At 39.7% G+C, this 26470-nt stretch carries 22 protein-coding genes and 1 pseudogene; 10 read left to right on the top strand and 13 right to left on the bottom strand.

The features are described 5' to 3' along the window. Positions 1-385: 385 nt before the first annotated feature. The 3 genes and pseudogenes from PVV64_RS07275 to PVV64_RS07265 all read left to right on the top strand — a co-directional run. Positions 386-1096 (top strand): annotated as a pseudogene (locus PVV64_RS07275) (M23 family peptidase); the annotation flags it as partial. 353 nt (positions 1097-1449) lie between these two features. Continuing rightward, positions 1450-3444, top strand: coding sequence for a M23 family metallopeptidase (locus PVV64_RS07270; RefSeq protein WP_273760434.1), 1995 nt, complete (start codon positions 1450-1452; stop codon positions 3442-3444). A gap of 952 nt (positions 3445-4396) precedes the next feature. Further along, positions 4397-5911, top strand: a complete 1515-nt coding sequence (locus PVV64_RS07265) for a metallophosphoesterase (protein ID WP_273760433.1) — start codon at positions 4397-4399, stop codon at positions 5909-5911. A 51-nt stretch (positions 5912-5962) separates the two neighbouring features. Here the strand turns inward: PVV64_RS07265 and PVV64_RS07260 are convergent, their stop codons facing one another. From PVV64_RS07260 to PVV64_RS07250, 3 genes are all read right to left on the bottom strand, one after another. Beyond that, positions 5963-7393 carry a sensor histidine kinase gene (locus PVV64_RS07260; RefSeq protein ID WP_273760432.1) on the bottom strand — a complete coding sequence of 477 codons (1431 nt, stop codon included), beginning with the start codon at positions 7391-7393 and terminating at the stop codon, positions 5963-5965. A gap of 225 nt (positions 7394-7618) precedes the next feature. Then, complete coding sequence (locus tag PVV64_RS07255) at positions 7619-8173, bottom strand: RNA polymerase sigma factor (protein WP_273760431.1); 555 nt, start codon at positions 8171-8173, stop codon at positions 7619-7621. Positions 8174-8180: 7 nt separating this feature from the next. Continuing rightward, positions 8181-8384, bottom strand: a complete 204-nt coding sequence (locus PVV64_RS07250; RefSeq protein WP_273760430.1) for a NepR family anti-sigma factor — start codon at positions 8382-8384, stop codon at positions 8181-8183. 166 nt (positions 8385-8550) lie between these two features. Between PVV64_RS07250 and PVV64_RS07245 the strand changes: the two genes are divergently transcribed. The 4 genes from PVV64_RS07245 to PVV64_RS07230 all read left to right on the top strand — a co-directional run bounded on the left by PVV64_RS07245 (position 8551) and on the right by PVV64_RS07230 (position 11467). Beyond that, entirely contained in the window at positions 8551-9345 is a 795-nt protein-coding gene (locus tag PVV64_RS07245) for a response regulator (RefSeq protein ID WP_273760429.1), read from the top strand. Positions 9346-9365: 20 nt separating this feature from the next. Beyond that, positions 9366-10379, top strand: coding sequence for a PAS domain-containing sensor histidine kinase (locus PVV64_RS07240; protein ID WP_273760428.1), 1014 nt, complete (start codon positions 9366-9368; stop codon positions 10377-10379). 222 nt (positions 10380-10601) lie between these two features. Next, positions 10602-10928, top strand: a complete 327-nt coding sequence (locus tag PVV64_RS07235) for a hypothetical protein (RefSeq protein ID WP_273760427.1) — start codon at positions 10602-10604, stop codon at positions 10926-10928. Between the two features lie 92 nt (positions 10929-11020). Beyond that, entirely contained in the window at positions 11021-11467 is a 447-nt protein-coding gene (locus tag PVV64_RS07230; protein ID WP_273760426.1) for a hypothetical protein, read from the top strand. Positions 11468-12437: 970 nt separating this feature from the next. On the opposite strand, the gene PVV64_RS07225 is transcribed toward PVV64_RS07230, so the two are convergent. After that, positions 12438-13178, bottom strand: a complete 741-nt coding sequence (locus tag PVV64_RS07225; protein WP_273760425.1) for a DUF4167 domain-containing protein — start codon at positions 13176-13178, stop codon at positions 12438-12440. 815 nt (positions 13179-13993) lie between these two features. On the opposite strand from PVV64_RS07225, the gene PVV64_RS07220 reads away from it, so the two are divergent. Continuing rightward, complete coding sequence (locus tag PVV64_RS07220) at positions 13994-14941, top strand: formate dehydrogenase accessory protein FdhE (protein WP_273760424.1); 948 nt, start codon at positions 13994-13996, stop codon at positions 14939-14941. Positions 14942-15934: 993 nt separating this feature from the next. Here the strand turns inward: PVV64_RS07220 and PVV64_RS07215 are convergent. Further along, positions 15935-16378: a hypothetical protein gene (locus PVV64_RS07215; protein WP_273760423.1), complete on the bottom strand. Its 444-nt coding sequence runs from the start codon at positions 16376-16378 to the stop codon at positions 15935-15937. A gap of 694 nt (positions 16379-17072) precedes the next feature. On the opposite strand from PVV64_RS07215, the gene PVV64_RS07210 reads away from it, so the two are divergent. Then, positions 17073-18068, top strand: a complete 996-nt coding sequence (locus PVV64_RS07210) for a DUF4043 family protein (protein ID WP_273760422.1) — start codon at positions 17073-17075, stop codon at positions 18066-18068. Between the two features lie 118 nt (positions 18069-18186). Here the strand turns inward: PVV64_RS07210 and PVV64_RS07205 are convergent, their stop codons facing one another. The 3 genes from PVV64_RS07205 to PVV64_RS07195 form a co-directional block, all read right to left on the bottom strand. Beyond that, positions 18187-19056: an enterotoxin A family protein gene (locus tag PVV64_RS07205; RefSeq protein WP_273760421.1), complete on the bottom strand. Its 870-nt coding sequence runs from the start codon at positions 19054-19056 to the stop codon at positions 18187-18189. Positions 19057-19176: 120 nt separating this feature from the next. Next, positions 19177-19500, bottom strand: a complete 324-nt coding sequence (locus PVV64_RS07200) for a hypothetical protein (RefSeq protein ID WP_273760420.1) — start codon at positions 19498-19500, stop codon at positions 19177-19179. 648 nt (positions 19501-20148) lie between these two features. Then, positions 20149-20517 carry a hypothetical protein gene (locus PVV64_RS07195; protein ID WP_273760419.1) on the bottom strand — a complete coding sequence of 123 codons (369 nt, stop codon included), beginning with the start codon at positions 20515-20517 and terminating at the stop codon, positions 20149-20151. Between the two features lie 45 nt (positions 20518-20562). Here PVV64_RS07195 and PVV64_RS07190 point away from each other — a divergent pair, with 45 nt between their 5' ends. Beyond that, positions 20563-20955, top strand: coding sequence for a hypothetical protein (locus PVV64_RS07190; RefSeq protein WP_273760418.1), 393 nt, complete (start codon positions 20563-20565; stop codon positions 20953-20955). A 31-nt stretch (positions 20956-20986) separates the two neighbouring features. Here PVV64_RS07190 and PVV64_RS07185 read toward each other — a convergent pair whose 3' ends face one another. The 5 genes from PVV64_RS07185 to PVV64_RS07165 all read right to left on the bottom strand — a co-directional run bounded on the left by PVV64_RS07185 (position 20987) and on the right by PVV64_RS07165 (position 26251). After that, positions 20987-21649 (bottom strand): lysozyme, encoded by a 663-nt coding sequence (locus PVV64_RS07185; RefSeq protein WP_273760417.1) that lies wholly within the window; start codon positions 21647-21649, stop codon positions 20987-20989. 76 nt (positions 21650-21725) lie between these two features. Further along, positions 21726-22538, bottom strand: a complete 813-nt coding sequence (locus PVV64_RS07180; protein WP_273760416.1) for a hypothetical protein — start codon at positions 22536-22538, stop codon at positions 21726-21728. A gap of 1160 nt (positions 22539-23698) precedes the next feature. After that, complete coding sequence (locus PVV64_RS07175) at positions 23699-24661, bottom strand: phage tail protein (protein WP_273760415.1); 963 nt, start codon at positions 24659-24661, stop codon at positions 23699-23701. Continuing rightward, entirely contained in the window at positions 24658-25797 is a 1140-nt protein-coding gene (locus tag PVV64_RS07170; protein WP_273760414.1) for a tail fiber domain-containing protein, read from the bottom strand. Before PVV64_RS07170 ends, PVV64_RS07175 begins: the two co-directional genes overlap by 4 nt. Further along, the gene (locus PVV64_RS07165; protein WP_273760440.1) at positions 25790-26251 is read right to left on the bottom strand and encodes a hypothetical protein; all 462 of its coding nucleotides are present in this window, start codon (positions 26249-26251) and stop codon (positions 25790-25792) included. The genes PVV64_RS07170 and PVV64_RS07165 overlap by 8 nt, the downstream gene beginning before the upstream one ends. Positions 26252-26470: the final 219 nt, after the last annotated feature.

The raw sequence follows: 26470 nt of genomic DNA, 5'->3' as shown, positions 1-26470 counted from the left end.
CTAAAGAGTCAATATCATTTTTTTAAAAAAATGCGAAAAGAATGCTTTTTATAATCCCATTATAATACTAACCTGAAATAACAACACACTCAAAACTCGATACAAAATAAAATACACACAAACTGAGCTACGAACCGTTAAGACAGATACTTCAAAAAAGCTCTACTGGGGCAAAGCGTGCCTGCACATTTGTTTTATACTCTTGATATCCTCTACAACACTGTTGTTGCTCTTCTTACTTTCTTCTCTATGATAAAGAAGAACATTATATAAGCTGTATAAAAAGAATTGGCTTTGTCTGGAAAAAGAATCAAATTCTTGTCGAAATACACAAAGCTATGCTAGCCTTCTCTTATTTAAGATTTGAAAAGTATTCTAAAAATTCATGTGGGATAATGAACAACAGAAAAACGATCCCGGGCAAGACCCCGCGCTTGTAGTCAAGCGCTTGCGTCCTGCGCGCAGACAAGTTTCTGTCCGTTGGCTCACAGGCACAGTTCTCACCGGAATCACTTCTTGCATTCTGATGGGTATTGCTCTTTTTGCTGCCCTTGATGGACAGCAACGTTTGGTAACACCACCGCAATGGTTTGCGCTAGACAACCTTTCACAAATCCAAAACTCAGATTCCAACGGATATAAGAGTGATCGTATTTCTCCCACCCATGCACGACAAAGCTTTGATAGCAAACGCCAATTTGAATTATCAATCTTGCAGAAAAAGGGCGATAAAAAAGTCATCCAAACCCAACGTTTTGAATGGATTCGTATGGCTTTAGCCGAAAATCGTCCCCAACAATATAGCTATCCTAAATTTGATTCTTTAAACATGTTTGCCACTGATTCGAAACTTCAAGCTGCAACACTACAAGATTCGGGACATATTTATGGAGCAAAAGTAGAAACCAAATTAATCTTAAGCAACCGTAATTTTGTCATTGATCAAATAGACTTTGATGGTGCAGATGCTCTAACCGATGATGAAGCACAACAAGAATTAAAAAAAGCGGGCTTCACTTTAGAACAAAACAAAGAACTGCTCTCCATTCTCACCCTCATTGACCCTTTAAAATTAGAAGACTTGTCTTCTACCTCAGCGAAAAGAATGCTTTTTATAATCCCATTATAATACTAACCTGAAATAACAACACACTCAAAACTCGATACAAAATAAAATACACACAAACTGAGCTACGAACCGTTAAGACAGATACTTCAAAAAAGCTCTACTGGGGCAAAGCGTGCCTGCACATTTGTTTTATACTCTTGATATCCTCTACAACACTGTTGTTGCTCTTCTTACTTTCTTCTCTATGATAAAGAAGAACATTATATAAGCTGTATAAAAAGAATTGGCTTTGTCTGGAAAAAGAATCAAATTCTTGTCGAAATACACAAAGCTATGCTAGCCTTCTCTTATTTAAGATTTGAAAAGTATTCTAAAAATTCATGTGGGATAATGAACAACAGAAAAACGATCCCGGGCAAGACCCCGCGCTTGTAGTCAAGCGCTTGCGTCCTGCGCGCAGACAAGTTTCTGTCCGTTGGCTCACAGGCACAGTTCTCACCGGAATCACTTCTTGCATTCTGATGGGTATTGCTCTTTTTGCTGCCCTTGATGGACAGCAACGTTTGGTAACACCACCGCAATGGTTTGCGCTAGACAACCTTTCACAAATCCAAAACTCAGATTCCAACGGATATAAGAGTGATCGTATTTCTCCCACCCATGCACGACAAAGCTTTGATAGCAAACGCCAATTTGAATTATCAATCTTGCAGAAAAAGGGCGATAAAAAAGTCATCCAAACCCAACGTTTTGAATGGATTCGTATGGCTTTAGCCGAAAATCGTCCCCAACAATATAGCTATCCTAAATTTGATTCTTTAAACATGTTTGCCACTGATTCGAAACTTCAAGCTGCAACACTACAAGATTCGGGACATATTTATGGAGCAAAAGTAGAAACCAAATTAATCTTAAGCAACCGTAATTTTGTCATTGATCAAATAGACTTTGATGGTGCAGATGCTCTAACCGATGATGAAGCACAACAAGAATTAAAAAAAGCGGGCTTCACTTTAGAACAAAACAAAGAACTGCTCTCCATTCTCACCCTCATTGACCCTTTAAAATTAGAAGACTTGTCTTCTACCTCACAATTTACAGAAAGCCCTGAGGTTCGCATTGTTCAAGAAAATGTGACCGTTTCTCCTCAAAGCCGCCGCATTGATCTCACGAAAAACTATGCTGAAGATATTTTTCCTATTCGTAGGAAACAAAAGATAGCCGATGCTTTTAAAGACAGCAAATATACAAAAGAACAAATTGAACGGGTTGTGAGCACTTTAACAAAATTGAACAATTCTGATACGCTAAAGGAGGGAAGTTTATTGCGCATTGGTATTGTGACACAAGCTGGAGAAGAAGATCATCTGGTACGAGCAAGTATTTATCAAGGAAAATACCATATTCTCACCATTGCCCTCAATGATCAAGGGCAATTTGTTGAAAGTGCAGAACCTAGAATGTCCCAAGCACTGAGAACAGCTTTTCAGAATGGTATTCCCCATGCTTATGTCAGTAGCGCACAATTACCAACAGTTTATGATGCACTCTATACTGCTTTGCTCAGCCATAATGTCTCACAATCTCTCTCAAAATATCTCATTCGTCTGCTTGCCACCAATATTGATATGAAAAGCCGCATAACACCAACCGATCAACTGGAAATATTTTATGCAGTTCCCCAACAAAGTGATACTGAAAAAAATAAGGATGGCAAAAAGAATCAAAAAACCGTAGGAGTATCCACCAACACAGATCCTGAAATTCGTTATATCAGTGTTACCTTTGGCAATACAACCTATAAATACTACCGTTATCAATCAAAAGATGGCAGCATCGATTATTATGATTCAGAGGGCAAAAGTTCCAAACCTTTCTTGCTACGCAAACCCACTCCCAATGGCGTTTTTGGTTCTCCATTTGGACCACGCAGACACCCTATTTTAGGCTATGTGCGCATGCATACAGGTGTTGATTGGGTTGCCCCCAAAGGCTCACCCATTATTGCTATAGGAGATGGTATTGTCACCAAAGTGGGTGTCACAGGGGGCTATGGAAACCATACAGAAATTCAACACAGCAATGGATATATCAGCAGCTATTCACACCAAAGCCGTTATGCACCAGACATCAAACCAGGTGTGAGAGTCCGTCAAGGACAAGTGATTGGCTATGTGGGAACAACAGGAATGGCAACTGGTCCCCATTGTCATTTTGAAATCATTGTTAATGGCGTCAAAGTCGACCCCATGCGAATCCGTATCCCCGAAGGTAAAGCTTTAACCAACCAAGATTTACAAGCATTCCTTGAGGAGAAAAACAATATTGATTCTCTGTTAAGTAATCCACCTCCTTCATCAGGAGATGCTTCTTAAACCCACCTTTTAAAATGAATCCTTTTCTCAAGACATCTCCAGCTTAAAAGGATTCCCCAGCAAGACTATCTTGATACCAAAGCCTATTGATTTATAATAATAATTATTGTTTTGCATATGGAATAAGAGATTTAAAGAGCGTAGGATTTTCGCTTTTCAAATCTGTTATATTGAATCAATCAAAACCATCCCCTTGTCCGTCACAAGAGGGGTGAGTGCATGAATAAAAACTGTACAAGAAAGGGGTAAAAATGCCCCTTATGAACCGTCTCAGGTGTCAAGGGCTGTCACAACATTAAGGGCTAACAAAGTGTACGATAAAGTCAGCTTTCTTCTTCACAAGCGTAAGAGGGAGAGCGCTACGGATTGACCGTTATACCTTTTACGATCACTGTCGTGCAAATGTGCTTTGGAGCATTGAAAGAAGTTTCTTTAAAACAAGCCCGTAAATTGCACCCCCCTGCGTTTGTTTTACAGCAATAACCAAAAATATTCTTCCACATTCTTTTGGGATGCTCGGTAGAGAATTTGCAAAAAGCCAACTACAAAAGAATTTTTCCCTTAAATACCTTCTCTCTCATCTTGAAAAAACCGCATGATCTCTTCTTATCCCCTATTCATAACATTGCTGATCTTTTTCCAATCCTATCCACAATGAAAAGTTTTAACCAGAGTCTTTGTTTTCCATAAGGCAATAACACAAAACAAAACTTTTAAAACAGAAAATCAAAAAACAATTGCAAATCGCTACAGAACAAAAGAGAGGGCCCCAAATAATGAAAATAACCCTAGAATTTTTAAAAATATATCAGATTTAAAAAATCGGATCATAAATACCATATTTAGGCAATCTTAAATGATACAAATCTTATGATTTGAGGGAGCCACGCCTCTGATGATATCTGACTGTCAAGTATTTTAGTAAGTTATTTTTGTTTTGGATAATAATTTTATGAAATACCAATATAGAACAATCACTGCGATTTTTTTTACCATTTTTCTTTGCATCAAACCTTCTTTTTCTCCTGGGCAAAATCTTTCTGTAAACCATGAAACAAGACAAAATTTTATAAAACAATTACCGAAACCAAAACGCATTGCCTTTGATGATCGTTCAACCAATGTATACATTGTGAATGAACTGACCAATCCACCAACTTCTATGGTTTTAATTGATAAAGGTCTAGAGCGTGGAGAATGGAAAACCGGTGACTATTTTAGAGATACTTGTCCCTCAAAAATCATTGCAGCTGGCTTGTTTGGAGAAGCAGCAACAACATCGAATGCTTGGCTCTCGGGATCTGGGGGATGGGTTAAATATCGCATACAAGACGATGGAACTCTTTTAAAATTTCGCTGGTATAACCCCTATAGTGGCGCCAATCAATATTCTGCAACCTCGAGCAACAAAGAGTATTATTTTGAACGCAGAGAAGGTGTAGGTGATAACGCAAGAACAATTTGGTACGTAAAAAGAAAGACGCCCAAGAATTATAATATTGTCATAGCAGCCGATCCACAACCGTGGCGTTTGGATTCGGGTGATCCTAACGCGAACAGCAATAGAGAACCATGGCTAAAGACAAATAGAAAAGTTGCAATGGCACTAGCATCCCACGCCGCCTCATTTTATATCGTCAATGGTGATTTAACGGAGTTTGGACGCCCCCAAACCTATCAAGACTATGCATATGTTTATAAAAGCATGGCTTATCCTGTCTATGAAGGACTAGGCAATCACGATTATGCCAATAATGTTCATGATTGTACGATACCAATGTCAAATATTTCAAAGGATGCCTGTGCGGTGAGTGCAGTGAAAAGAATGTTTAAAGAAATAGAAAAATATAGCGGTTCTCTCCCTATGTTTCATCAACATGTGACGTCTCGTCGGTCCTTTCGTTTTGAAAAAGTGCATCACTTCATAACTGGGAGTTTAAGCTACTCATGGGATTATGGAGATATTCACTATGTGCAGCTTCATAATTATCCAACTTATACTGCACATTTATCGGATGGTCACACGACAGTCAGAATAACAAAAGCTCTGGGGTGGCTGAAAAAAGATTTAGCAGCTGCTGATAAAAGAGGAAAAGTGACTATTCTCAATTTTCACGATGCGCGTCCCTATTTTGGCGATCATGATTCACATTTTCTTCATCCTCAAAATGCAAAAAATCTCGCTGCCTTTAAATCACTCATGACATCTCATAATGTCAAAGCCATCTTTGTAGGACATGAGCATTCTCGATTCTATTGCCGTGCACAAGATGATAAAGTTTTCGGAAATATCCCTGTTTACACAGCAGGAGCACTTTTTAGTGGAGACTACTATCTTGTCAATGTGCAAGAAAAAAACATTCACGTAAAAGCTTATAATGGAAAAACAGGCAAACCTGTTTTGCTTGAGGATTTAGGACAAAATGGAGATAAAAAGTCCCTTTCGAAGAGCTGTAGCAATTTATAAAGGTCTTTTTGTTTTTAAGCTTAACCACAACAAGAAATCGTAAAGTCCCCTTTATGGAGTAGACGGTGTGTTTTTTGCACCACTTGCATTGAGTTTTGGCAAAGGAATGACAATTTTTGTACCTCCCAAAGCAGAGCTTTCAAAGAGTGGTTTTTCACCAAATTGCATACAAAGCTGTTCCACAACCAAACGCCCAAGACCGGTCTTTTGCTCCGACGTTTGGTTTTTCATACCCACTCCATCATCTTCGACAATAAGCATTAACTGTCCATTTGGCTCCGCCCCAAATGAAATATAAATGTGACCAGCACGATGATCAGGAAAAGCATGTTTTAAAGAATTTGTCAGCAATTCACCAAGAATAATTCCAAGGGTTGTGGCATCTCTTGAAGACAATCGGCAATCTTTAAAATCGGTGTGAATAGTAATATTTTCGCGCAATTCAAAAGGCACAGCCATTTCGACATCATGCACCACGGAACTAAGAAACTCTGCCAAGAGAGTTGTTTCCATATCATCACTCAAGCGCAAGCGCCGATGTGCCGTAGAAATGGTCTGGATACGGTCGCGTGCCGCCCCAAGCACAGAACGCACTTCTTCATTTTTGCTGCGATTTAATTGGAGCCCCAGCAAGGAAGATACTGTACCAAGAGAATTGCCAATGCGGTGGCTTGCATCCTGTAAAAGCATTTCCACCCGTTGGCGTTCTTTTTCAGCATGATTACGTGCGCTTTCTAATTCTTGTGTCCGCTCTTTGACTCGTGCTTCAAGAGCGGCATTTTCGCTATGAAGTAGTAATTGATACATTTTTAAAGAGCGTATATCACGACGAAAACGATTAATGACAAAATAAGCAGAAACAAAAGTACTCACGACAGAAACAATCGCAGCCAATGTGAGCGCAGCCCGCATAAATGCGATACCTTCGCGCTGTTTTTGCCGCACCACATCATCGCCATTCATAAAGCTTGTCATCAATTGGGCTAAACGTGCCACTTGAATTTTCTGGCTTTCAGAAGCAGGTGCAGGTTGAAAAGATGGATCAGGACGTGCATCAAGCGCATGCATATGAGCACTAAGAAAAGCTTTGCGCGCTTCGACTTCCTTTTTAAAAGCGCTAAACCATTCATACCACCGCGGATGTGCATAAACAATGAGCTCTGTATAATCGAGTATATCCTCAAGTTCCCGCGCTGTATTTTCAAAATGTGCTTTATCTTCTGCACTTCGGGTTTTTGCATAGCTACGGTCAGCAACAGCCATATCGATGAGGCCAATCAACACCAAATCGGCTTGTTCGCGCAATTCTGAACTTGTATTCAATTGTGCAACTTCCCGATCAACGGCATTTGAGAGCAACATAATAAAGCTTGATGCCAAAAGAGCCATAACAAGAGAAACAACAATTGCCACCCAACGCCAACTTGAGATGCTTGAATCAGCAGAATTACTTTGAGACAGCCGTTTGTTCTGGTGTGTCATAGAATTTCCATTGGCAAACCTGAAAATCGTCATTTTTCAGCACAAAGGAAGACTCATTCAGGAACATAACAACCAAAACCCGTGAGAGAATTTCATAGAGGCTTTTCGTATTTTCCTTAAAGAGATATGCTAAACACTTTGAATTTCCTCAGATACTGACTTTACTGTAATAGCTATAACGGGAATAAAAAAAACAAGGTTCTTAACCATAATTATTATACTTTTTTAGCCATTAAATGAACATAATGTGCTTCCAGCCGAATAAGAATCAGGTCCATAATCGGACTCACCATTGACCTTGAGCAGTTCCTGTAAGCGATTACGCGCTCTACTCACACGGCTTTTAATGGTTCCCACAGCACAACCACAAATAGCAGCGGCATCTTCATAAGAAAAACCCGATGCACCAATAAGAATAATGGCTTCTCTTTGATCAGCAGAAAGCAGATTTAAGGCTTTTTTGAAATCTTGCAAATCAAGGGATCCATATTGCGCAGGATGAACAGCAACATTTTGGGTAAACACACCATCACTGTCTTGTACTTCTCTGCCTCTTTTACGCATTTGACTATAAAATTCATTGCGCAAAATGGTAAAAAGCCAAGCTTTAAGGTTGGTTCCCATTTCAAAGCTGTCTTGCTTTGCCCATGCTTTCATAAGGGTATCTTGGACCAAATCATCTGCTTTATCATGCTTTCCACTTAAAGAAAGTGCAAAAGCTCGTAAAGCTGGTAGAACCTGCAGGAGTTCCTGCTTAAAGTTTTTCACGCACTTTGCCATAAAAGGTTCAAACCTTTTCCACATTGTTTAAACCAAATTGCTCAGCGCGCTCTAACCTGTCCAAAAGCTCCAACAAACGCCGTGGCAGTGCTTCTTCCTGAATTTCTAGATAAAATTGGCGTAATTTTCGTGCTATTTCACTATTAACCCCGAGAAGGTCATCTCCAAACATACAGTGATTGGTGATATTTTTTTCATCACGGTCGTTCATTTTTTCTCCCCCTAATCCATATAGTATCAGTAGCACTGATAATATTTTCGCCTTAAGGTTGTAAATATAGTGATCTATAAAAAGTTCCATACGGACAGGGGAACTTTTTTATCTTTCAAAGATTTCAACCAACAAAGTGCTTCAAAGGTCAAAGGAGTTATAAATCATGTCATTATCCACACGCATCGCACCACATCTTCCCTATCTTCGGCGTTTTGCCCGCTCTGTCACAGGCAGCCAATCCTCCGGTGATGCTTATGTTTCCGCGATGTTAGAAGCACTTATTGCGGATATTTCAATTTTTCCTCAAAAATCCAGTGACCGTATTAGTACCTATTGGCTTTTTTGCCATCTTTTTGACCAAACCACACCGAATATCCCAGAACCGCTCCCACAATTTGGTCTTGAACAAAAAACCAGTGCCAAATTATCGTATTTAACCCCGCGTGCACGCCAAGCCTTTTTATTGATTGCTGTTGAAGGTTTTAATGAACAAGAAGCCAGTGAAATCATGTCTCTTGATGCGAAGGAATTCCGCAAGCTTCTCACCCAAGCCTCAACAGATATTTCTCAACAAATAGCCACAAAAGTCATGATTATTGAAGATGAGCCTCTTATTGCCATGGATATTGAACAAATGGTAGAAAGTCTTGGCCATCAGGTGGTAGGCATAGCACGAACCCGTGATGAAGCTGTCATCATGTATCATAAGAAAAAACCGCGGTTAATTTTAGCTGATATTCAATTAGCCGATAACAGTTCAGGCATTGATGCGGTCAATGACATTTTACAAAATGACCGCATACCGGTGATCTTTATCACAGCTTTTCCTGAAAGACTCTTAACGGGCGAGCGTCCAGAGCCGACTTTTTTAGTGACCAAACCCTTTAATCCTGATATGGTAAAAGCACTGATTTCACAGGCTTTATTCTTTCAAGAGAATGCCTCCAAAGCGGCCTAGAACAGAGTAACATCTCCATTATGATCGTGATGCCTCTTCAAAAGCCACCGATGGATACATCCCATTTAAGCGCTCTGATGCAAGCAATCCGTGGCGCTGATATTTGTGTTTTATATCAGACCACCAATTTGGTCTATTTATGGGCAGAAAACTTGCCACAGCATTTGCATAATAAATGGCGTGTAGGATGTCGAGATAGTGACTTTTTTTCCCTTGATCTTGCGGATAATATGGAAACCATTAAATTGCAAGTTTTAGCGACCGGTAAAATGCAAAGCATTGAAGCACGGTTTGAGGATATGGCCAAGCAAGTGATTTGGTATAAATTTTCTATTGATTGTCACCGCAATGATCATGGAGATATTATCGGCATTATCACCACGGGAGTTGATATTTCAGGCTTACGCCGACGCGAACAAGTCTTAAAAATATTGCTTCGAGAAGTGAGCCACCGTTCCAAAAATCTTCTTGCCATCATTCAAAGCATTGCCAGCCAAACGGCACGCTATACGGAATCGCTCCAGATTTTCTTACGCAAATTTCAAGGACGCCTCCATTCTCTTTCACATTCTCAAGACCTGATCACCGATTCCGATTGGCGTGGTGCCCAATTTCGTGAATTGGTACAAACGCAAGCTCTTGGTTATTTCATGAAAGAGACTGAACGTTTTTCCCTTGAAGGAGAAGATCCTTATCTTTTTCCCAATGCCGCTTTACATATTGGTTTGGCTTTTCATGAGCTTATTGTCAATTCTCTTTCTTTTGGTGCCCTCTCACAAGAACAAGGCAATATCTGTGTACGCTGTGAAATCCAACACAACACCGATAGAAAGATGCAACTTCTCATCACTTGGACTGAAAATTTTGCAGCCAGCACCGTTCTCTCTAGCGAACAAAAAGCCTGTTTTGGCAGTGCTGTCTTAGAAAAAATTGTTCCTGTCTCTGTCAATGGTTCGGCTTCTTTTCAAATAACGGAAGAAGGAATTGTTTATCGTTTATGTGTTCCCGACACTTATTTTGACATCTTTTCTTAAAAAAGCAGTGCACCCGCCACAAAACGAAAAACAACAGTGTAGTACGCCAAGAGTTGTTAAACTCTCCCTGCTCACCAAAAGACCCTCCCCCCACACACAGTTAGGACACTCTCCCGAAGTCACAGCGGAACACAGCGGCTCTAAAAACGTTTATTCCTTGAAAAAGCCCTAAGGCTCACAAATAGAGCTCTATGCTGTCAACCTTTTATTGGAAAATATTTTATGAATAGCCTCGTTTTTATCCTCTTATTGGTTTCATGCACAGATGATTTTAACAGCTGTTATTCTAACAATAGCATGATCGAAATCTATCCCACAGCGCAAGCATGTGAACAAGCCCTGATACCTTCGACAAAAAAATTTGCTTCTTATGGGCAACAAATCTTTGCTCAATGCACAGGCATAGAGGCCAATCTACATCAACAACAAGTACAACTCATCTGGTCTGTGACAAACCGAGGCAATTTTCTGCTTACAAGCCAAAATATGCATGATAAGGTCTTTCAAAATCATAAAGCAGATATTTTCTCATCTTATCGCCATTTCTAAGCTTTTTCCGCTATAGACCTCTTGCACAAAAAACCGTAAAAGCATAAACCCATCAAGCTCTCACAACCCAATCCGTGGAAAAGTACAGCATAATGGACAATCAGCAAATACAACCTTCACAAGACAAACAAACAGAGCAATATGCATTGCCTCAAGACCTCCCCTTAGATCCAGCCGTAGAACGGGTGAGAAAAAAACTCATGCGTTTAATGATTGTTTCCATTGCAATAACGCTCATTCTTATGCTTGCTGTCCTGTTTGGCGTTGTCTACAAAATTATAGCAACGGGATCATCTGCAAAACAAACAGAACTCTTATCCTCTCACCACAAAAATAAAGAAACACTCCACCACACCCTCTCCTTACCCCAAAACACACAGATTCTCTCGCAAAGCCTCTCAGAACACAATATTTCTTTGAAGATCTTAACATCAGATGGGCAAACAAAATTTATGATTTATAATTATCATAGTGGTACACTTATCGCTGTTCTTTCTGTTGACACGACAGCACAAACATTGAACACCCCGCCCCATTAAGAAAATCTCTCTACAAATGCTTGCCTTCTGATTTAAACACTATCTTCTGCTGCAAACATGTAACCACTCGGCACCCGCCATAGTTTCTTCTGCACTTTTTTCTTTTTCGAAAAAGAGGCAACCTTCGTTGTCGAACGCTCTCCAGTCTGAGAAACTTCTCAGACACTACCTTTAAAACATAAAAGCAAGTTCCAAAACAGAAAAACCCAAAACATGTCTATTATTAAACAACATAATACATTGATTTATCATCACAAATAATGGTTATTCAATAACAATACCCTATCTCTCATCTCCAATATTCTGACACTGAATCGATGAAAAGCACTTGCTTGCACATCATAAACGGGAGATGATATGTGGCTAAAAACACTCAAAAAGAGACAAAATGCCTTTTATGAGCACTCTCAGGTGCCAAGAGCTGTTGGAAACATTGGGAAAACTAGCAAGAGAGCATGACGATGCTCTCTTACGTCTTTATAAGTGTAAGGATAGTGATGCACAACGGCTTTATCGTTATACCATTCGCAGCATGCACAGGCAGCCTCCGCGAAATAAGCTTTGGTGCATTGAGATATCTTTCTTAAAAGAAGCACATAAGCTAACAATATAATGGCATTCTGTAATGCCCTGCTTACATGAGGGGGGGTGATCCTCTTAAGCACCCCATCACTTTTAAAAGAAAAACACCCCTCACAAGCGCTTAAACGAAAACGTTCTTATTCAAATATTTTCTTCTGCAGTAACATGTAACCACTCAGGCAATGCTATGCTTTTCTCTGCACTTGGCTCTCTCACAGGCACAGCAACAACCAACAACGCACCTTTATTCTGAGAATGCTTAATTGCTCTTTAAAATGCAATGGCGTCTTCAAAACACAAAAATTCAAAGCATGCCGCTTCTCAAACACCGCAATTGTTTTTCAGAGAACAACACCCCTCACAAGCATTTAAAAAGCAATTTTCTTATTCAAACATTTTCTTCTGCTGAAGATGTAACCACTCGGCGGCGCCGTGGTTTTCTCTGTACTTCTTGTTGTAACACAGGCATAGACGCCACCTTTTTGGTCAACGCATCACCATTTTGAGAAGCTTCTGAAGTTGCCCGTGACAGTTCAAAATGAGCAAGTTCAAGGGATGGCTCTTCTTGAACCCGCACGGTACGCCGCCGTGAAGTACGCCGTGTTCTTTTGACAGGCTCACTATTATTCTCTTCATGGGAGCATTGCTCTTGAGGACTTTTTTCATCCAACAAAGTATGAGCCTCAAACGTCTCTTCCTGCGCATGGCCATTTTGCACTTTATCATGTTGATCATGTGTATTTTTCAATACTGTTTGAGAAACGTCTGTCTCACAATTAACAGTGTCTTTTTTCTCAGCTTCAGCGTTTATTTCACCGCATTCTTGCTCACTGTTCTCATCACGTCGAACATATTGTGTTTGTCCAACCGCTGCCAAAATAATACGCAAATAATGTTCAGCATGTTGTAGATAATTCTCCGACATAACACGATCGCCCGCACCCTGTGCATCACGCGCAAGACTTATATATTTATCAGCAATTTGTTGAGCATTGCCACGAATTTTAACATCCGGACCGCTACTTTCATAATTGCGAGACAACGGGTTAGGGCCGCGACGATTATTATTGTTATTATTACTGTTATTATTATTGCGACCGCGTACCCGTCTATTTTGTTGTGGCCTCATTTTTATCCCTTTTTGGAGTATGTGTGTCTTAATTGACTCTTCTTCATTGCATTATTTTCCGATAACGCTCATCATATGTATAATACGGTTATCAAGCTATCCGCGTTTTCTTTCACTCAAATAATACCTACTGATATTTGATAAAGCATATATTTTTTGAAAATCACAAAAACAGCAGGGAAACCATAAGCTTAAAATTCCCTCTTTCTCTGTTAACCAGCAGAAACCTAGTGATGTTCACATAAAATGCCAAGTGTTTTTTTCAAAATAGACCATATTTTACTAAAAAAATAACCATCTTGTGGAAAAACAAAAACAAGAATAAACATAAGGACATCTCTAGCAAACGAAAAATCTCTGCCAGAGAACAAATAAAACTCTTTTTCTGTTCTAAAACCACCGATTTCAAAAACGTCGATATTTCCTGCCCCCTCGTGCATTCAACCCACAAGCATTCACATTTCCCTGAGTTATTGCGCGAATATATTTATATTCTGAGCATAGCCTTTCTTTTGCACTAAAGCAACCCCTTTGTGAGCAATAATCCACGAGCACTTCATAAAATCCGTTATTTCTTATAAATAGCTTAACATGAAGTATTCTTCAAGCCCTATAAAAATGAACTTTTTAGTCTTCTTGCGAAAGCGTGCTTCCTGCTCTATAAATTTTGTTTAGTCTCATGCAATTTGTAAGGAATTAGATCTTTTCTTATAACAAATTGAGTATAAAAGCTCATACAATAAAAAGAGTCTAAAAACATAAATTACAGAGTTTAAAATAGCAAAACATAAACTTATGAGAAAGAAACAGCTGACATGTCACGTCTCTCTGAAAATTCAGGATTGCTTCAAAAAACGACGAAATCCATGAATAAAAATAGCATAAGCAATTCTGCTATTTTTGTCATGCTTCCTCATCAGGAGACTTTTTTTGCCAAACGCGCACAACGTTTTGCGCATTTAGCCAACAATCTTAAGGATAACCAAGCCCCCCTTTTTTTTACACATTTTTGTCATGCTCAACAACAGTCTATGGAATATTTTAAAGATTTTGCCATTCCCCTTAGTCGTTTTGCAGCTCCCACAACTCCTCCTCTTGATTGCTCAAAATTCTTAATGTTGGGCTTGTATGAAAGTATTGTTGGTGATTTTTTAAAACGTCTCTCACACACTATAGTTCCCAACCAAGCCTTTTTGGCAACAAAGACTGAAGCTTTAAACCGCACACAACAGCAAAAAGAGCAATGGCGCCTGTGGACAGATAATCTGTTAAACCAAAAGCTTCCAAAACAACAATTAGCAGAACATCTTTTTATCACCGGTGCGCTGCAAATCATCTCTACTCTTGCCGCCTCACAACTGAATGTGCACCAGTTAACCCCACAACAAAACAACCTCTGTCCTGTGTGCAGTGGACCCCATACCGCCACCCTAATTCTTGAGCACAACCCACAAGAAACCATTAAACTTTGTTCTTGCCTTTATTGCGGAACCCTCTGGCAAATCCCACACGCTCAGTGCACCTTTTGTGGAGAAACACAAAACACTTCCATCCACACCAGCGAAAATATGCCCGACGGCATTTTACTGGAAATCTGTCAGACATGTGGCTCTTATTGCAAACAAATCAATCAGCAGAAAAACCCCACAAGCGATGTTTTTGCCGATGACATCACCACCCCTCTAGCTGATTTTTTAGGCAAAACGTCTTTTCATTTTAACGATAAAAGTTTTAATCCCTTTTCAGCAAAATACCAAAGCTAAGCGCCTAACAAAGCTTGAGCCTGCACAATCTTTAGAAAAACCCCACTTCCGACAGCCGCAAAGGAAAGCTGCCGGAAACCCATGGAGCGGTGAGAAATGATCTCAAACCACGGACCTTAACCACAGAGAGATAGAAAATATGAAGACCTTTCGTCACCTAACGCGTACCACAATACGTGCAAAACACTTCCCTTTATCAATAATAATACGGCAGTTTTATGGTGTGATTAAAAATTTTCAAGCAAACAAGACACAAGCGCTATAACATCGACTTATAAGAAGCATTTATTGTTTAACAGCTTGAATGAGAGAGCTTCAAAGCAAAGAATTTTCTCATTTTAATCTGTTTCTGTTGTATCAATCAAAACTATTAGCTTGCGCCCACAAACGAGATAGGTATGAGCTTAAAACTTTAAGACAAAGAGAGAAAAGACTTCTTATGAACACTCTCAAATGCCAAGAGCTATAGCAGCATAGCAAACGAGCAAAGAATAGAAACATGCCGGCTTACATCTCAAAAACATAAATACTCACTCTCTCAACGAAAGCTAAAAAAGATGCTCCTGTATCTCTTTTCTCTGAGAACAAGACTCATAAAGCAATAAAATATATTTCGCTATTTATCTTCTCCTCTTGAAGATGCTTGAAGCTATCTTTTAACGCATGTTTTAACCATAGGCTAAGAAGAAAATTTTACGCATATCCAATTTTACTACCCACCCTAATTTTATCCTATACACTATCATTTTAAGCGATTCTTTTGAAAACCACTACTATAACAGATGTGATAATGTTAAAAACAAGAGAAAAAATTTAAAGAAACAGCTGAGTAGTCCTGAAACAATGACCAAATTTTTGTTCATCAAGATATGATGGATATAAAAAAAGTGACGACCCTAGGCACAAAGAACGTTGATATTTTTTCATCAAATTTCATACTCTTCAATTATTATGTAAAAAGTATTATGTAAAAAGAATGCCCCATATTAAAATTTAAAAGTGATTACGCGCCTTTCCTTCTTTCTCTTCTTTTTCATTGAGCAAACAATCTCGTAAGAGAAAATAATTTCCGTCTCCAGGACGCACGATGGCCATACATTTTTTCTTTGTCGTATCAGAAAGTCTATCCCACATTTCACGAATGGCAAAATAGGCTTCACTTTCCAAGTTAAGACAATGCTGATAAACGTCCCTCTTCATATCGGGCATAACTGAAGCAGCAATTTCCTTGCAATAGACACGATGATCAAAGACTGGAATAATCAATTCGGCAGGCTCTTGTAGTGTTTCCTGTTTATGAGCAGAAAAATAGCAGATGGTTTGTTCCACGAAAAAACCAAGTACCGCTATACAAAAGAGCAGCATAAAAACAACAGCGATCTTGCGATACAATCGTTTGAAATAGGCTTTTTGTCTTGCGCGGATTCTTTTTTCCATAAAGCCCCTACCCTTTAACCTCTAAAGCTCGTTTTTTTGACAGCAAATAAGATAGCAGCATCAAGACACAACATACATGCTACAACTGCAAACGCTCAATCTTCTTATCCCCAAACATGCCTTTCTCTACAGCATCAATATTTTATTGTTATCGTTTACAGCTCTCATCAAAAACCTTTTCATCCGCTTTATGAAAAAGCTCTAAAGGCATTATCATAACAGTTGATGGATGTAAAATTCTATACCCGTAATATAATGGATTTTTCCATTGAGATAAACAAATACCCCCCATTTTCTGTGATCTCATCCCCATTTTTCAGAAGACCACGACCAATCCATAAGCGATGTGCTCTTTTCGAGATTCATAAGACCTTAAAGAATTTCACACTCTGTCCTCTCTTGCCCCAACTTTCAACAAAGAAAGCAACAGCACATCTCTGATTTACTATTTTTGGAAAGCCCTAGACAAAAATACGCCCGTTATACAAATACGTATCTCCTCACCAAGCATTTTCTCATGAAAACAAGAGCGTGTCTCTCAGCGTTTATTATGGAACAGTGTGCCATAATTGAGACATTATTATGACACAGAATGAGGAGAAGAATTTCTCTATTCTCCAGCCCCATCAGTACACAAGAGAGGCATGGGAACGGATTTTTGTCCTTCTACTTTTATTGCGAAGAAAGCTTTGTGATGGAAAAAAACATAAAATCTTCTTGCGACATTGCCTCTCTTCTGGGCGATAAAGATAAAAACAGCATTATTCAAGTAAAAGAAAAAACGAGACAAGAATCGAAGTCTACAGTTTCTTTTGATTTCTCTGTCCCAATTTCTGAGACTGAAACGCGTCCTCTTTACGATAAGGTGAAAATTGAAGAGCTAAGATATTTGCTCCATTCACCCGATGAACATTGTCGTGATAAACAAGAAGCCGAAGGTCACCTTGTTGAAGCGTGTGGCGAATTGTTAAGCCTCATATTTTTCATTCACGTCTGTGGTTATACCGCAAAAAACATCGATGTTAATGGACTAGACTTTACTCTCAGACCCATCCATTATGGCTTTAATGAACCAACTGCTCCCACCAGTAAACGCATCATACGCCCTCATGGTGTTACCAAGGATGAAGATTTAACAGATCCAAAACAACACAGTCTTACCCTTGATCTTATAGACCAAGCTGTCATACAGGCAAAATGTGCAGACCGCAAAATCCGCCCAATATCTATCAATAACAGAGAATTCTATGTTCTCTACCTCCATCCCACCCAAGTGACTCAATTAAGAAACAGCGCTGGAGCTGAGATGTGGCGAGGTATTCAAACTGCAAAGGAATGGATGCATCTTGACAAAAATCAGCCTCTTTTTCAAAATTCACTTGGTATCTATCATGATGTTATTTTGCGAGACTCTACATATGTAACCCAAGGAATTCACTCCACAGAAAACACCGCACTTGACCATGTGCGGCGTGCTGTTTTGCTGGGACGGCGAAGTGCCATCATGGCTTTTGGAAAAAACTATAGCTTTACAGATTATGACATAAAAAACTACGAAAAACGATCCGCTATGGCTCTTGAAACCATCCTTGGGATGAAAAAAACGCGCTTCACAAACCCTTATAGCTCTCAAGAGATGCAAGACTTTGGCGCATTTGTCATTCCAACCTATGCTGTTTATAAGATCTGATATTTTCTCCTAAAATCTCTCACATTTCGTGCGTTTTTATTGGGTTCACGAGAGGAGAAAAACTTCGACGATCGCATCTTGCTGTTAAATAAGCTACTGCAGAGACCATGTTATATTTTTAAAGAGATTCATGCAACAGCTTTGTTTTATACCAAATATCTTCAAAGCTATGTTTGTATTTTGCACAAGCGGGATTGTGAAAATGTATCAAATCACGTGTTAAAGAGATTCTCATCATTTGACGACTAGAAGATAGTACCCCTGAACATGATGCAACATGATGATTGTTAGAGGAAGCCTGTCTTGAGTGTTCTGCAAAAAATGATACTGCCATTGCCGTAAGTGAATCCTCACCAGCATAATATGCCTCTAAGAAAGCATAATGGTTTGAAATGAGAGGATTGGGATTTGTTCGAGGCTGAGAAGGTATAAAATTAGGATTTAAAGTTCTAGGACCGAAAACAACTTGCCCCTCTTGCAGCATAACGCTTCTTGCTGAATAGATTGACTCCGAGGGGATTAGATTAGCAGCGGCCCATTCTTCCTGCCACCCAAATGTATTATAAAGACTCATAACGTTATTTGCCTGAACTTCATTATCAGCATGGAGAGCTGTTATCAGTAACGAACTCGGAATATAAAAAAAATTCATTCCTGGAGTAATATCGTAAACCCAATAGGTTTCTTGAGGATTAGCAATGAGTTGCTGACGAGCCATTCTGTAAAGGGCATCCATACTAGCTGTTGTCGATATATAGCCTGAGTCCTGCGTCTCAATTGAAGCACCACTGACATGAAACAGTAGATCGTACGATGCATGCTCTCCACCCCAAGAGGCAAAACCGCCTCCGAAAAATATCTGCGATGGAGAACGACCATCTAAACGATAAACGACAGAAGGTGTATCTTCAGCATATGTTGTATGAACAAATGAAAAGATGGGCAGGAAAATTATCAAGAAGATAATTGAAAATGCTCTTTTAATCATTTTTGATTCCTTGTAATATGAAATCACATCTCTCATCCCTATAATCCTCTAAAAGATTACAGTTACTTTATGCAAATTACAGAGATGAAAAACGATAAATTTATAAAAAATTGAAAAGTACTATTTTAATTTAAGCTCTATAATGATGTTGTTCTTTGAATCATCATAGGTCAACTCTACTTTTCTGTTCAAAATGACAGCAGTTTTCGCTAAATCAAGAATATTCTTTCCAGCCAGAGTATCGCAACTCCAGAAGAGTTTTGTGACATCTCCTTTACCAGGAAGGGCCGAATATCTGAGCTCAAGAGCACACATCGTTCCCACATCTTTAGCAGTAACGGAATCAATATATCCTCGTTCCACATGCTGTTCAGCATGAGAAACAGGAGCTGTAACAATCATAATGAACAAAATAAGAGCTGTTCTTTTTAAAAAATTTTTCATAATTGACCTCTTAAAAATCGTTTGCAATAGATATTTTCTCATCTGATCTTCGCCCTTAAGGGCGAGATCTCATCATTGCATTCTTGTAGAATTTGTAGAATGAAGGGCTGTTCTTTTTCGTTTTTACAGCTCAATCGTCTTTCTCATATTTTTCACAAAATTTTATGGAAAAGAGCTATCTTCGTTATTTTTCCTTGAAATATACTGTTCAAAACAGCTCGTGAGCGGTCTTCTGAACCCTTAATCAAGGCTATATCATGAATAATGTAAGGAAAGATTCACTAACATCCCTTCTGGATGATCATTATGCCCTTATACGGCACAAGAAAAATATGCTCCCTTTGAAAGCTTATTGCAAAAGAAAAACGGGAAGCTGAAGTACCACTTGAATATTTTATTGCTTTAAGACGACCCAAGCAGCTCCTTATCACTGCGCTTTGTGTCACATAATTATTTTAAAATCACGGACTACCGCAATTGTTTAAAAACACGCGATTGAAAATAAAGCCAGCCTTTCTTAAAAATCTTCATCACACCTCAATCTTCACAGAATGACTCATGCTTACTTTCGCATAAAATTTCAGTATAGAATATTTTCATTTTCCAAAAGGAATAAAACGCCTCCATAAGACTTTTTCGAGAATAGATTTAATCTTGACGCATTCTCAAGCCCAGAACAATACTATCAACAGATGCAAAATCTTTATAACAAACATCAAGAAGTCTTGATGTGCTGTAAGCTCTGTAAGCGATATCGAGAATTTCAGGTCTCTGAATATAAAAAATCCTTGCTAGAAAGTTATGCTCTTCCTCTCCTACTGGGCTCACTTCAAGAAGAGAGAGAACATTAAGCCCTGTACTTTTTTTATAAGGTATAACAGAGATATTATTGACCATGACTGTTGAGAGAAATTGTCCTCCCATATATTGACAATCGTCTTTAATAGTCCAAATACGCGCAGAGGCGGGTCCAATAAAACATAAAGCGAAAATAACTAAAATTAATTTTTTCATCATAAGATGACTCCTTTTCATTTTGGGATGGTAAAAAAAGTGGATGACTTGGGAAATGTAAAAGAACGGTGGAACTTTTTCCTAAATGCCATCACTTACACGTCATCGAGAGAGGCTCTTTTCCATGATTGTTATTCCATGCAGCAACACGACCAAAACAACCGTGGCATATCCTCTCCAAAGTCTTTGCCCCTCAATTTTTTAGGGCAAAAACTGTCGGATATTGGGCGAGTAAAACACAAGAAGCTTCTTTTTCTCACAATAGACGACTGCTGTTATTTCATTTGCCGTTTGGAGTATAAACCCAACGTAACAAGAGCAAGCACTTTCTGTTGTTTAAAACTAAAACGCTATTGTGCCAAAAACCAGCTGGGTACAGAAGTTGATGCTCTCTCTCATGCCATTGAACTCAAAGAAGCGCTCAACGCAGTCTCAATATAAAGACGACAAGAAAGTTCTTACGAGATAAAAATCATGAATACTCTTGCCTCATTCGATAGATGGACATCCCAATACCAGCGATTGTAGCCAAAACCATAACCACGGCTAAAGCCCATTGTATAGGTCCCTTTCCAGTTAAAATCCCTGTTAATCCTGAAAAGGAACTAATGATTGGCGCGAATACTTCCATATTTTCCCAAAAAGGTTTTCTGGGCGTTTCGACTTGTTGATAATTGGAAGAAACATAAGCTCCCTTAGCCCACAAACCCGCTTCAGCAGCTCGGCGATGTACGAGTCCCTGTAAGCGTTTTCCTCCTGCTTTGACCCATTTTTGCAATTCAGCCGGCACAGCTTCATAATCTCCTTTATTCAGCTTTTTTAGTAGTGCAGAATTGCAAAAAGCTTCTATTCCGACATTATAACAAAAGGATACAAGAGCAGCAAACTGCTCATCATTTAAAGACTTCTCCACCATCTCTTGGACAGTTTTTTCAAATTGTGCGAGATCTTTTTGTAACAAAGTTTCCGCTTCAGCAACAGTAATTTGCATTCCTTCCAACACAAGAGGCTCACCTACTTGATCAGTATGTCCATAACCGATTGTCCACACACCAACGGCATCTTGATAAGCGTGTAAATGAAGCCCCTCCCATTGTTTAATGAGTGTGAATCCCTCTTTTGAAATTTTTCGCATTTTAAAAACTCCTCAAATGCACGACGATATCCAGAGATGCCATTGAAAAACGAACTGGAAATGCACAATATCCGGACTATACAGCTTGACTATCTTTTTCTTCTTCGCAATCTTTCTTGGCAAAAACGCCATTTTTTCTCCCGTATTCCCCAAGAGAGCCTACTTCTTCATTTTTTCCTATAACACTGATGCTATGCTTTGCACTCTCGACTTTAAAACTCTTCATATTATCTATAACGGCTTTGTCAGAAGAATTAAAATCTATGCCAGCAGTTATATCACTGAAGGAACTAGCGAAATTTCCTCCACCAACTTTAAGGCTTGTATTGCTCATAAGATTGCCGGCGGAACGAGAGAGTCTAAGCAGTGCACTCATGTCAGGGCGTACACTGCTCACATTCTCACTTGTATTATGGAGCTTCATCTCACTACCAGCAATAAACTGTACATCGCTTATTGGAGCACTTACAGAACTGGATAGATTAAGATTCATGTCACTCCCAACATGAAGAGGAGCCACCTCCATTATAAGACTTCCAGAATTTTGTAGATGAATTTCGCTATCCTCTTCATGAGGTTTACTCGCCAAAACACTTATTGCACCATCGGTTTTGTGACTCTCACTGCTGGCTTTATGTCCTTCACCACTCTCTTTGCTGCTTTGATCATTTTCTTTAACATCCTGTTGATGCGTGATGGGGGCAAGATCTGTTTTTTGCCATTGTTTTTCTAAAAGCTCCAAGCGCTGCGCAATTTCTGCCATATCTTCATGCATTTGCTTTAACAGTGCATTCAAAGGAGCGTGTCCCATTCTTCCACTCGCATAAAGCACCACACGGATATGTTCAGGATCATCAATATCAGCAATAGAAAATGGAAAAAGTGCCATTGCGTTCTCTCCTTCTCCTGAATTCTCCCTGATATTGGGAGATTCCAGTGCATGATTAGCCACAAATTTTTATACTGCACAGCCCGCAAAGAAGAACCCCAAGGATAACCCCACAAGGGATAATCCTAAGGGGACCATTGCCAAACCCTAAAAAGCTTTGAGCAAAAAATCGTCTTAAGATGGTATTTTGTTTCTTTCAGCTAAAATGATGGTCCGCCAATCTGACGCCTCATCCTCTCACATACAGTCCATTGAAATAAAGACCATTCTCCCCGCAAAACTGCTCCACCCTCAACCCCACATAAAGATGCTTTTCCACAAAACCAATTCTTTGGAATTTACTCTTTAAAATTCAGTCCCTAGAACACACTCATAAGACGAAGCGACAAAAACGAAACTCGGTAAAATGCCAACGCAAACAGTAAAAGCTCTACAAGTGCTTCCATAACGCTCCCTTAAATATTTTCTTCGTGGTGCTTCCACTTCACAGCGATTTTCTCAGCTCCCCTTCAAACATAAGCAAAGTGAAAACGAGCTCTTTGGAAACTCAGCAACCAATCCTCGACCCCAATTCTCTAAGATCTTACGGGATCATACACCCACTCTCTTCCCCAAACAGCTTTTCCGGTTTTTATATTGTTCAGCCTATTTTGAGACACCACCACCAGCTAGGTTAGAACACACACACCAGCCCCCACACCATCATAAAGCTATCAGAAAGAGTCAACCGGAGAAATATGCCTTCATTTTTGCGAAAAGAGCCACTACATTATTCTCCACTCACACAAGCCATAGCAAAGGTGAAAGAAAGACAGCAACTCTTTGCATGGAACATCACTCACCAACAGGAGCAAAAATGCCTAAAAATGCCCCTCTCATGACATTCTTCTTAGCTAATTTTCTAAATACAACAAATTCTTGTCGCAAAACATTTGGAGAAAAACGCTGAGCAAAGCCAACAGTGCCTTTGCCTTCTCTATACTCAAGGTAAAAATAATCTAACAGCTCAAGAAGCACAGCTAAACGATGGAGTGCAGGAAGCAATAAAAGAAAAACAGAGGGAAAACCGTCACCCTAAATTCCATAATGCATCTGTTATAAGCGCTTTTTTCATAACAAGCATTGTGCAATCATTTTGATCACTGTAAGAAATTTCATTCTCACGCTTTGATAGCATAAACAACGGCCACATTGACGGGACGTGTTTCATCACCACCGGTTTTTTCCAAAATGACTTTATGTTCATGCGCCCCTGCAAGAGTCGTATCCACCCTACCGGAACCGTTAAAGTAATAATTATACTTCCCTGTGTATGCCTCTATACCAAAGGGCATAAAATTTTCAACTTTATGTGTATGAGCGCCTGCTGAATCTGTTTTCCCTTGGTGGCTATGAGCTTTAAAAGACTCTTCTTGTCTGCTTCCCAAACGTCGTCCTTTATCGATATTTTTTCCACTATCGAGCCCACGCAAAAACATTCCCCGCAAATCGGGCACATTAAAAGTTGTTCGCCCATCTCCCCGTCCCCATATTTCACCAAGAACAGCAAAGAGGCTTGCATAAGCCTCGCGAGAATAAGCCTTACCATCACAAAGTAACCAACCGGATGGCACTTTTTCTGTAGCAAAAGTACCAATAAAACCAGGGGGCAAAAAACTTTGCGTTGGATTGGTTAAAAACCAACCATCGACATTTTTCCCAGCAATATCACAAGTATAGACAAGTTCATAAAGTCCCCCCCTTTGCATTTCCCCGCCCTTGAGAGGTGCAAGACCATCGGGTGTTGCCATATAAACAGGACGTGGAAGCAATCGATTTAAGGCAACATTTGTGATGCCGCTATTTTGCTCCTGTGCCCTAAAGCGCACCACAATGCCGCCTTCGTAAGCTCCAAAAGAAGATTTTGTTATCAAATGAATAGCTGTTTTGTTGTTTGCCCGATCAAAGCTAAACTGTGTTTCTACCACTCCGCCATTATCCAATAAATATTCTTTGATGCGTTGCATCATAGCACGCGCACTGTCATTGACTGAACTTGGTGGTTGTCCCTCTGCCCAATTGATGTTCTCATCGGCATAAGCATTCTCCGATGCAATAAGGGACCAATTATAAATCGAGCTCATAGCAGATATCCTTTTTGCCAAGATGAAAAACGCGTAAAGAGAGAAGAGAAAAAGTGAGCAATTTTCTTCTTAAGCGCTGTGATTTTTTCCATTTTCACCCTTTCCATTTGCAGACCAATTTTGTCATAATCGACATGCAATAATTTTGTTTTTGCGTTCATAAACACAGCCTCAGGTTTCAAGCGTAATATCTCTTGGGCCAAAACACCACGGTAGCGTTGTGGATTGCCCTTATAATTAAAGCTATAGAGGGAATAGCCATTTTTTTTGCACTCGAAGAGAATATTTTCTTTTGCTCTCACATCAGACAGTCCTAAAATTCCTCCCACAAGTCCAAGCACTTGCTGCGCATCACGCAATGGATCTTTTGTCACAGAAGGAATTATTGTAGACTTTCCTGAAGTTGTTCCATAATTTCCAGCAGCCTGTGTTCCCACGCGCAGCAATTGTTCTAATCGGTTCCATCCCTGATTATCTTGCTCTGCCCATTTTTGCCGCTGTGCATCTAATATATTCTGACGGTTCATATCTTGGATAAGCCCCCCTTTCAGAGCATTGCTTTGCGTATTACTTTGCCCTTGATAATAGTTATTTGCTGCATTCACCTGATCATATAGAGAGCGATCAATCATCTGATTAGCATTCATCATATTACGCACATCTTGATTATATTGCTCTGCGCTCGCCTTTGTTGCCAAAGCACCAAGCTCATCGGCGAGCACTCCAGTATGAGCGCCAGAACCATAGCGTCCCGCTCCAGACATCGATTGATTAATAGCATCAGACGTTTGACTTAAAGCATTTTGCAAAGCAGCATTAAATTTACTATTTCCTCCAATCCAGTCCCCCTTAGCCATACCAAGAAGATTTTGGGCACTTTGAGTTGGTGCATTAAACCACTGTGTCAATACTGGATTATTATACTGAGAAGCCGCCTGTTGTAGACCGGTGAGAGCATTTTGTGTCATAGAACCAAGACCAGCAACACGCTCTCCCTGATAAACATTTCCGCCAATTCCCTTATTATAAAGGTCAAGTGCTTGGGCGCTTGCTTTTTTAAAGATATCCGCAGCCCAAGCGGGTGGTGCATTTGTTTGTGTGGTTGTTTGTACTTGAGGTGTTTTTTTTCTACTCATGGGCTAAAACCTTTCTATAATAAATAAGATTACGAGAATATCCGTGATGTCTAAGCATTTTTGCCCATCCCACTCTTCCAAACATTTGCACTTCCTCAGCATTGATTGTTCGCGCCCATTTTTCGACCTTATCGATCAAATTGACTAACTCCAGCCCCCCCTCACCAACCAGATCTGAGAGGACAACGCGTTTTTTCCCCGTATGGGTCCTTTCCACTGTGGTAATGGCACAGGCGCTAAATTTTTTATTATTTTTCAAGACCAACCATAATTGTGCTTGCCCACTGATGAGTTCTTTAGCAATTGTTTGCAGACAAACATCATCTGGAAAACGTTCAGCATATTTTTTCAGTGCAGCATTAAGATCCTCTTGATAGGGTACTATTTTTTCCCATGACCATTGCGCTGTAAGATGGGCAGCATAAGAATTTTTCTTATCATACTGTCCCATCATGAGGTTAGCTTTTTTCGCTCTGCCAATCCTCAGCTCTTTCACAGCACTCCAACAAGCTTTAAGCTTTCGCCACCACATAGCTTTTCACATTATTCCTTTACGACAAGAGGCACGCTTCCCGCGTAACTCTTTCATTAAGAGGCACGCCTACCACGTAACTCTTTCATTAAAACGCACGCTTACCACGTAACTCTTTCATTAAAAGGCACGCCTACCGCG

Origin of the sequence: Bartonella sp. ML70XJBT.G, from assembly GCF_028618575.1 — a bacterium.
Taxonomy (GTDB): domain Bacteria; phylum Pseudomonadota; class Alphaproteobacteria; order Rhizobiales; family Rhizobiaceae; genus Bartonella.
Note: the sequence above shows the minus strand (reverse complement) of the source record. Positions and strands in the feature narration are given on the sequence as shown.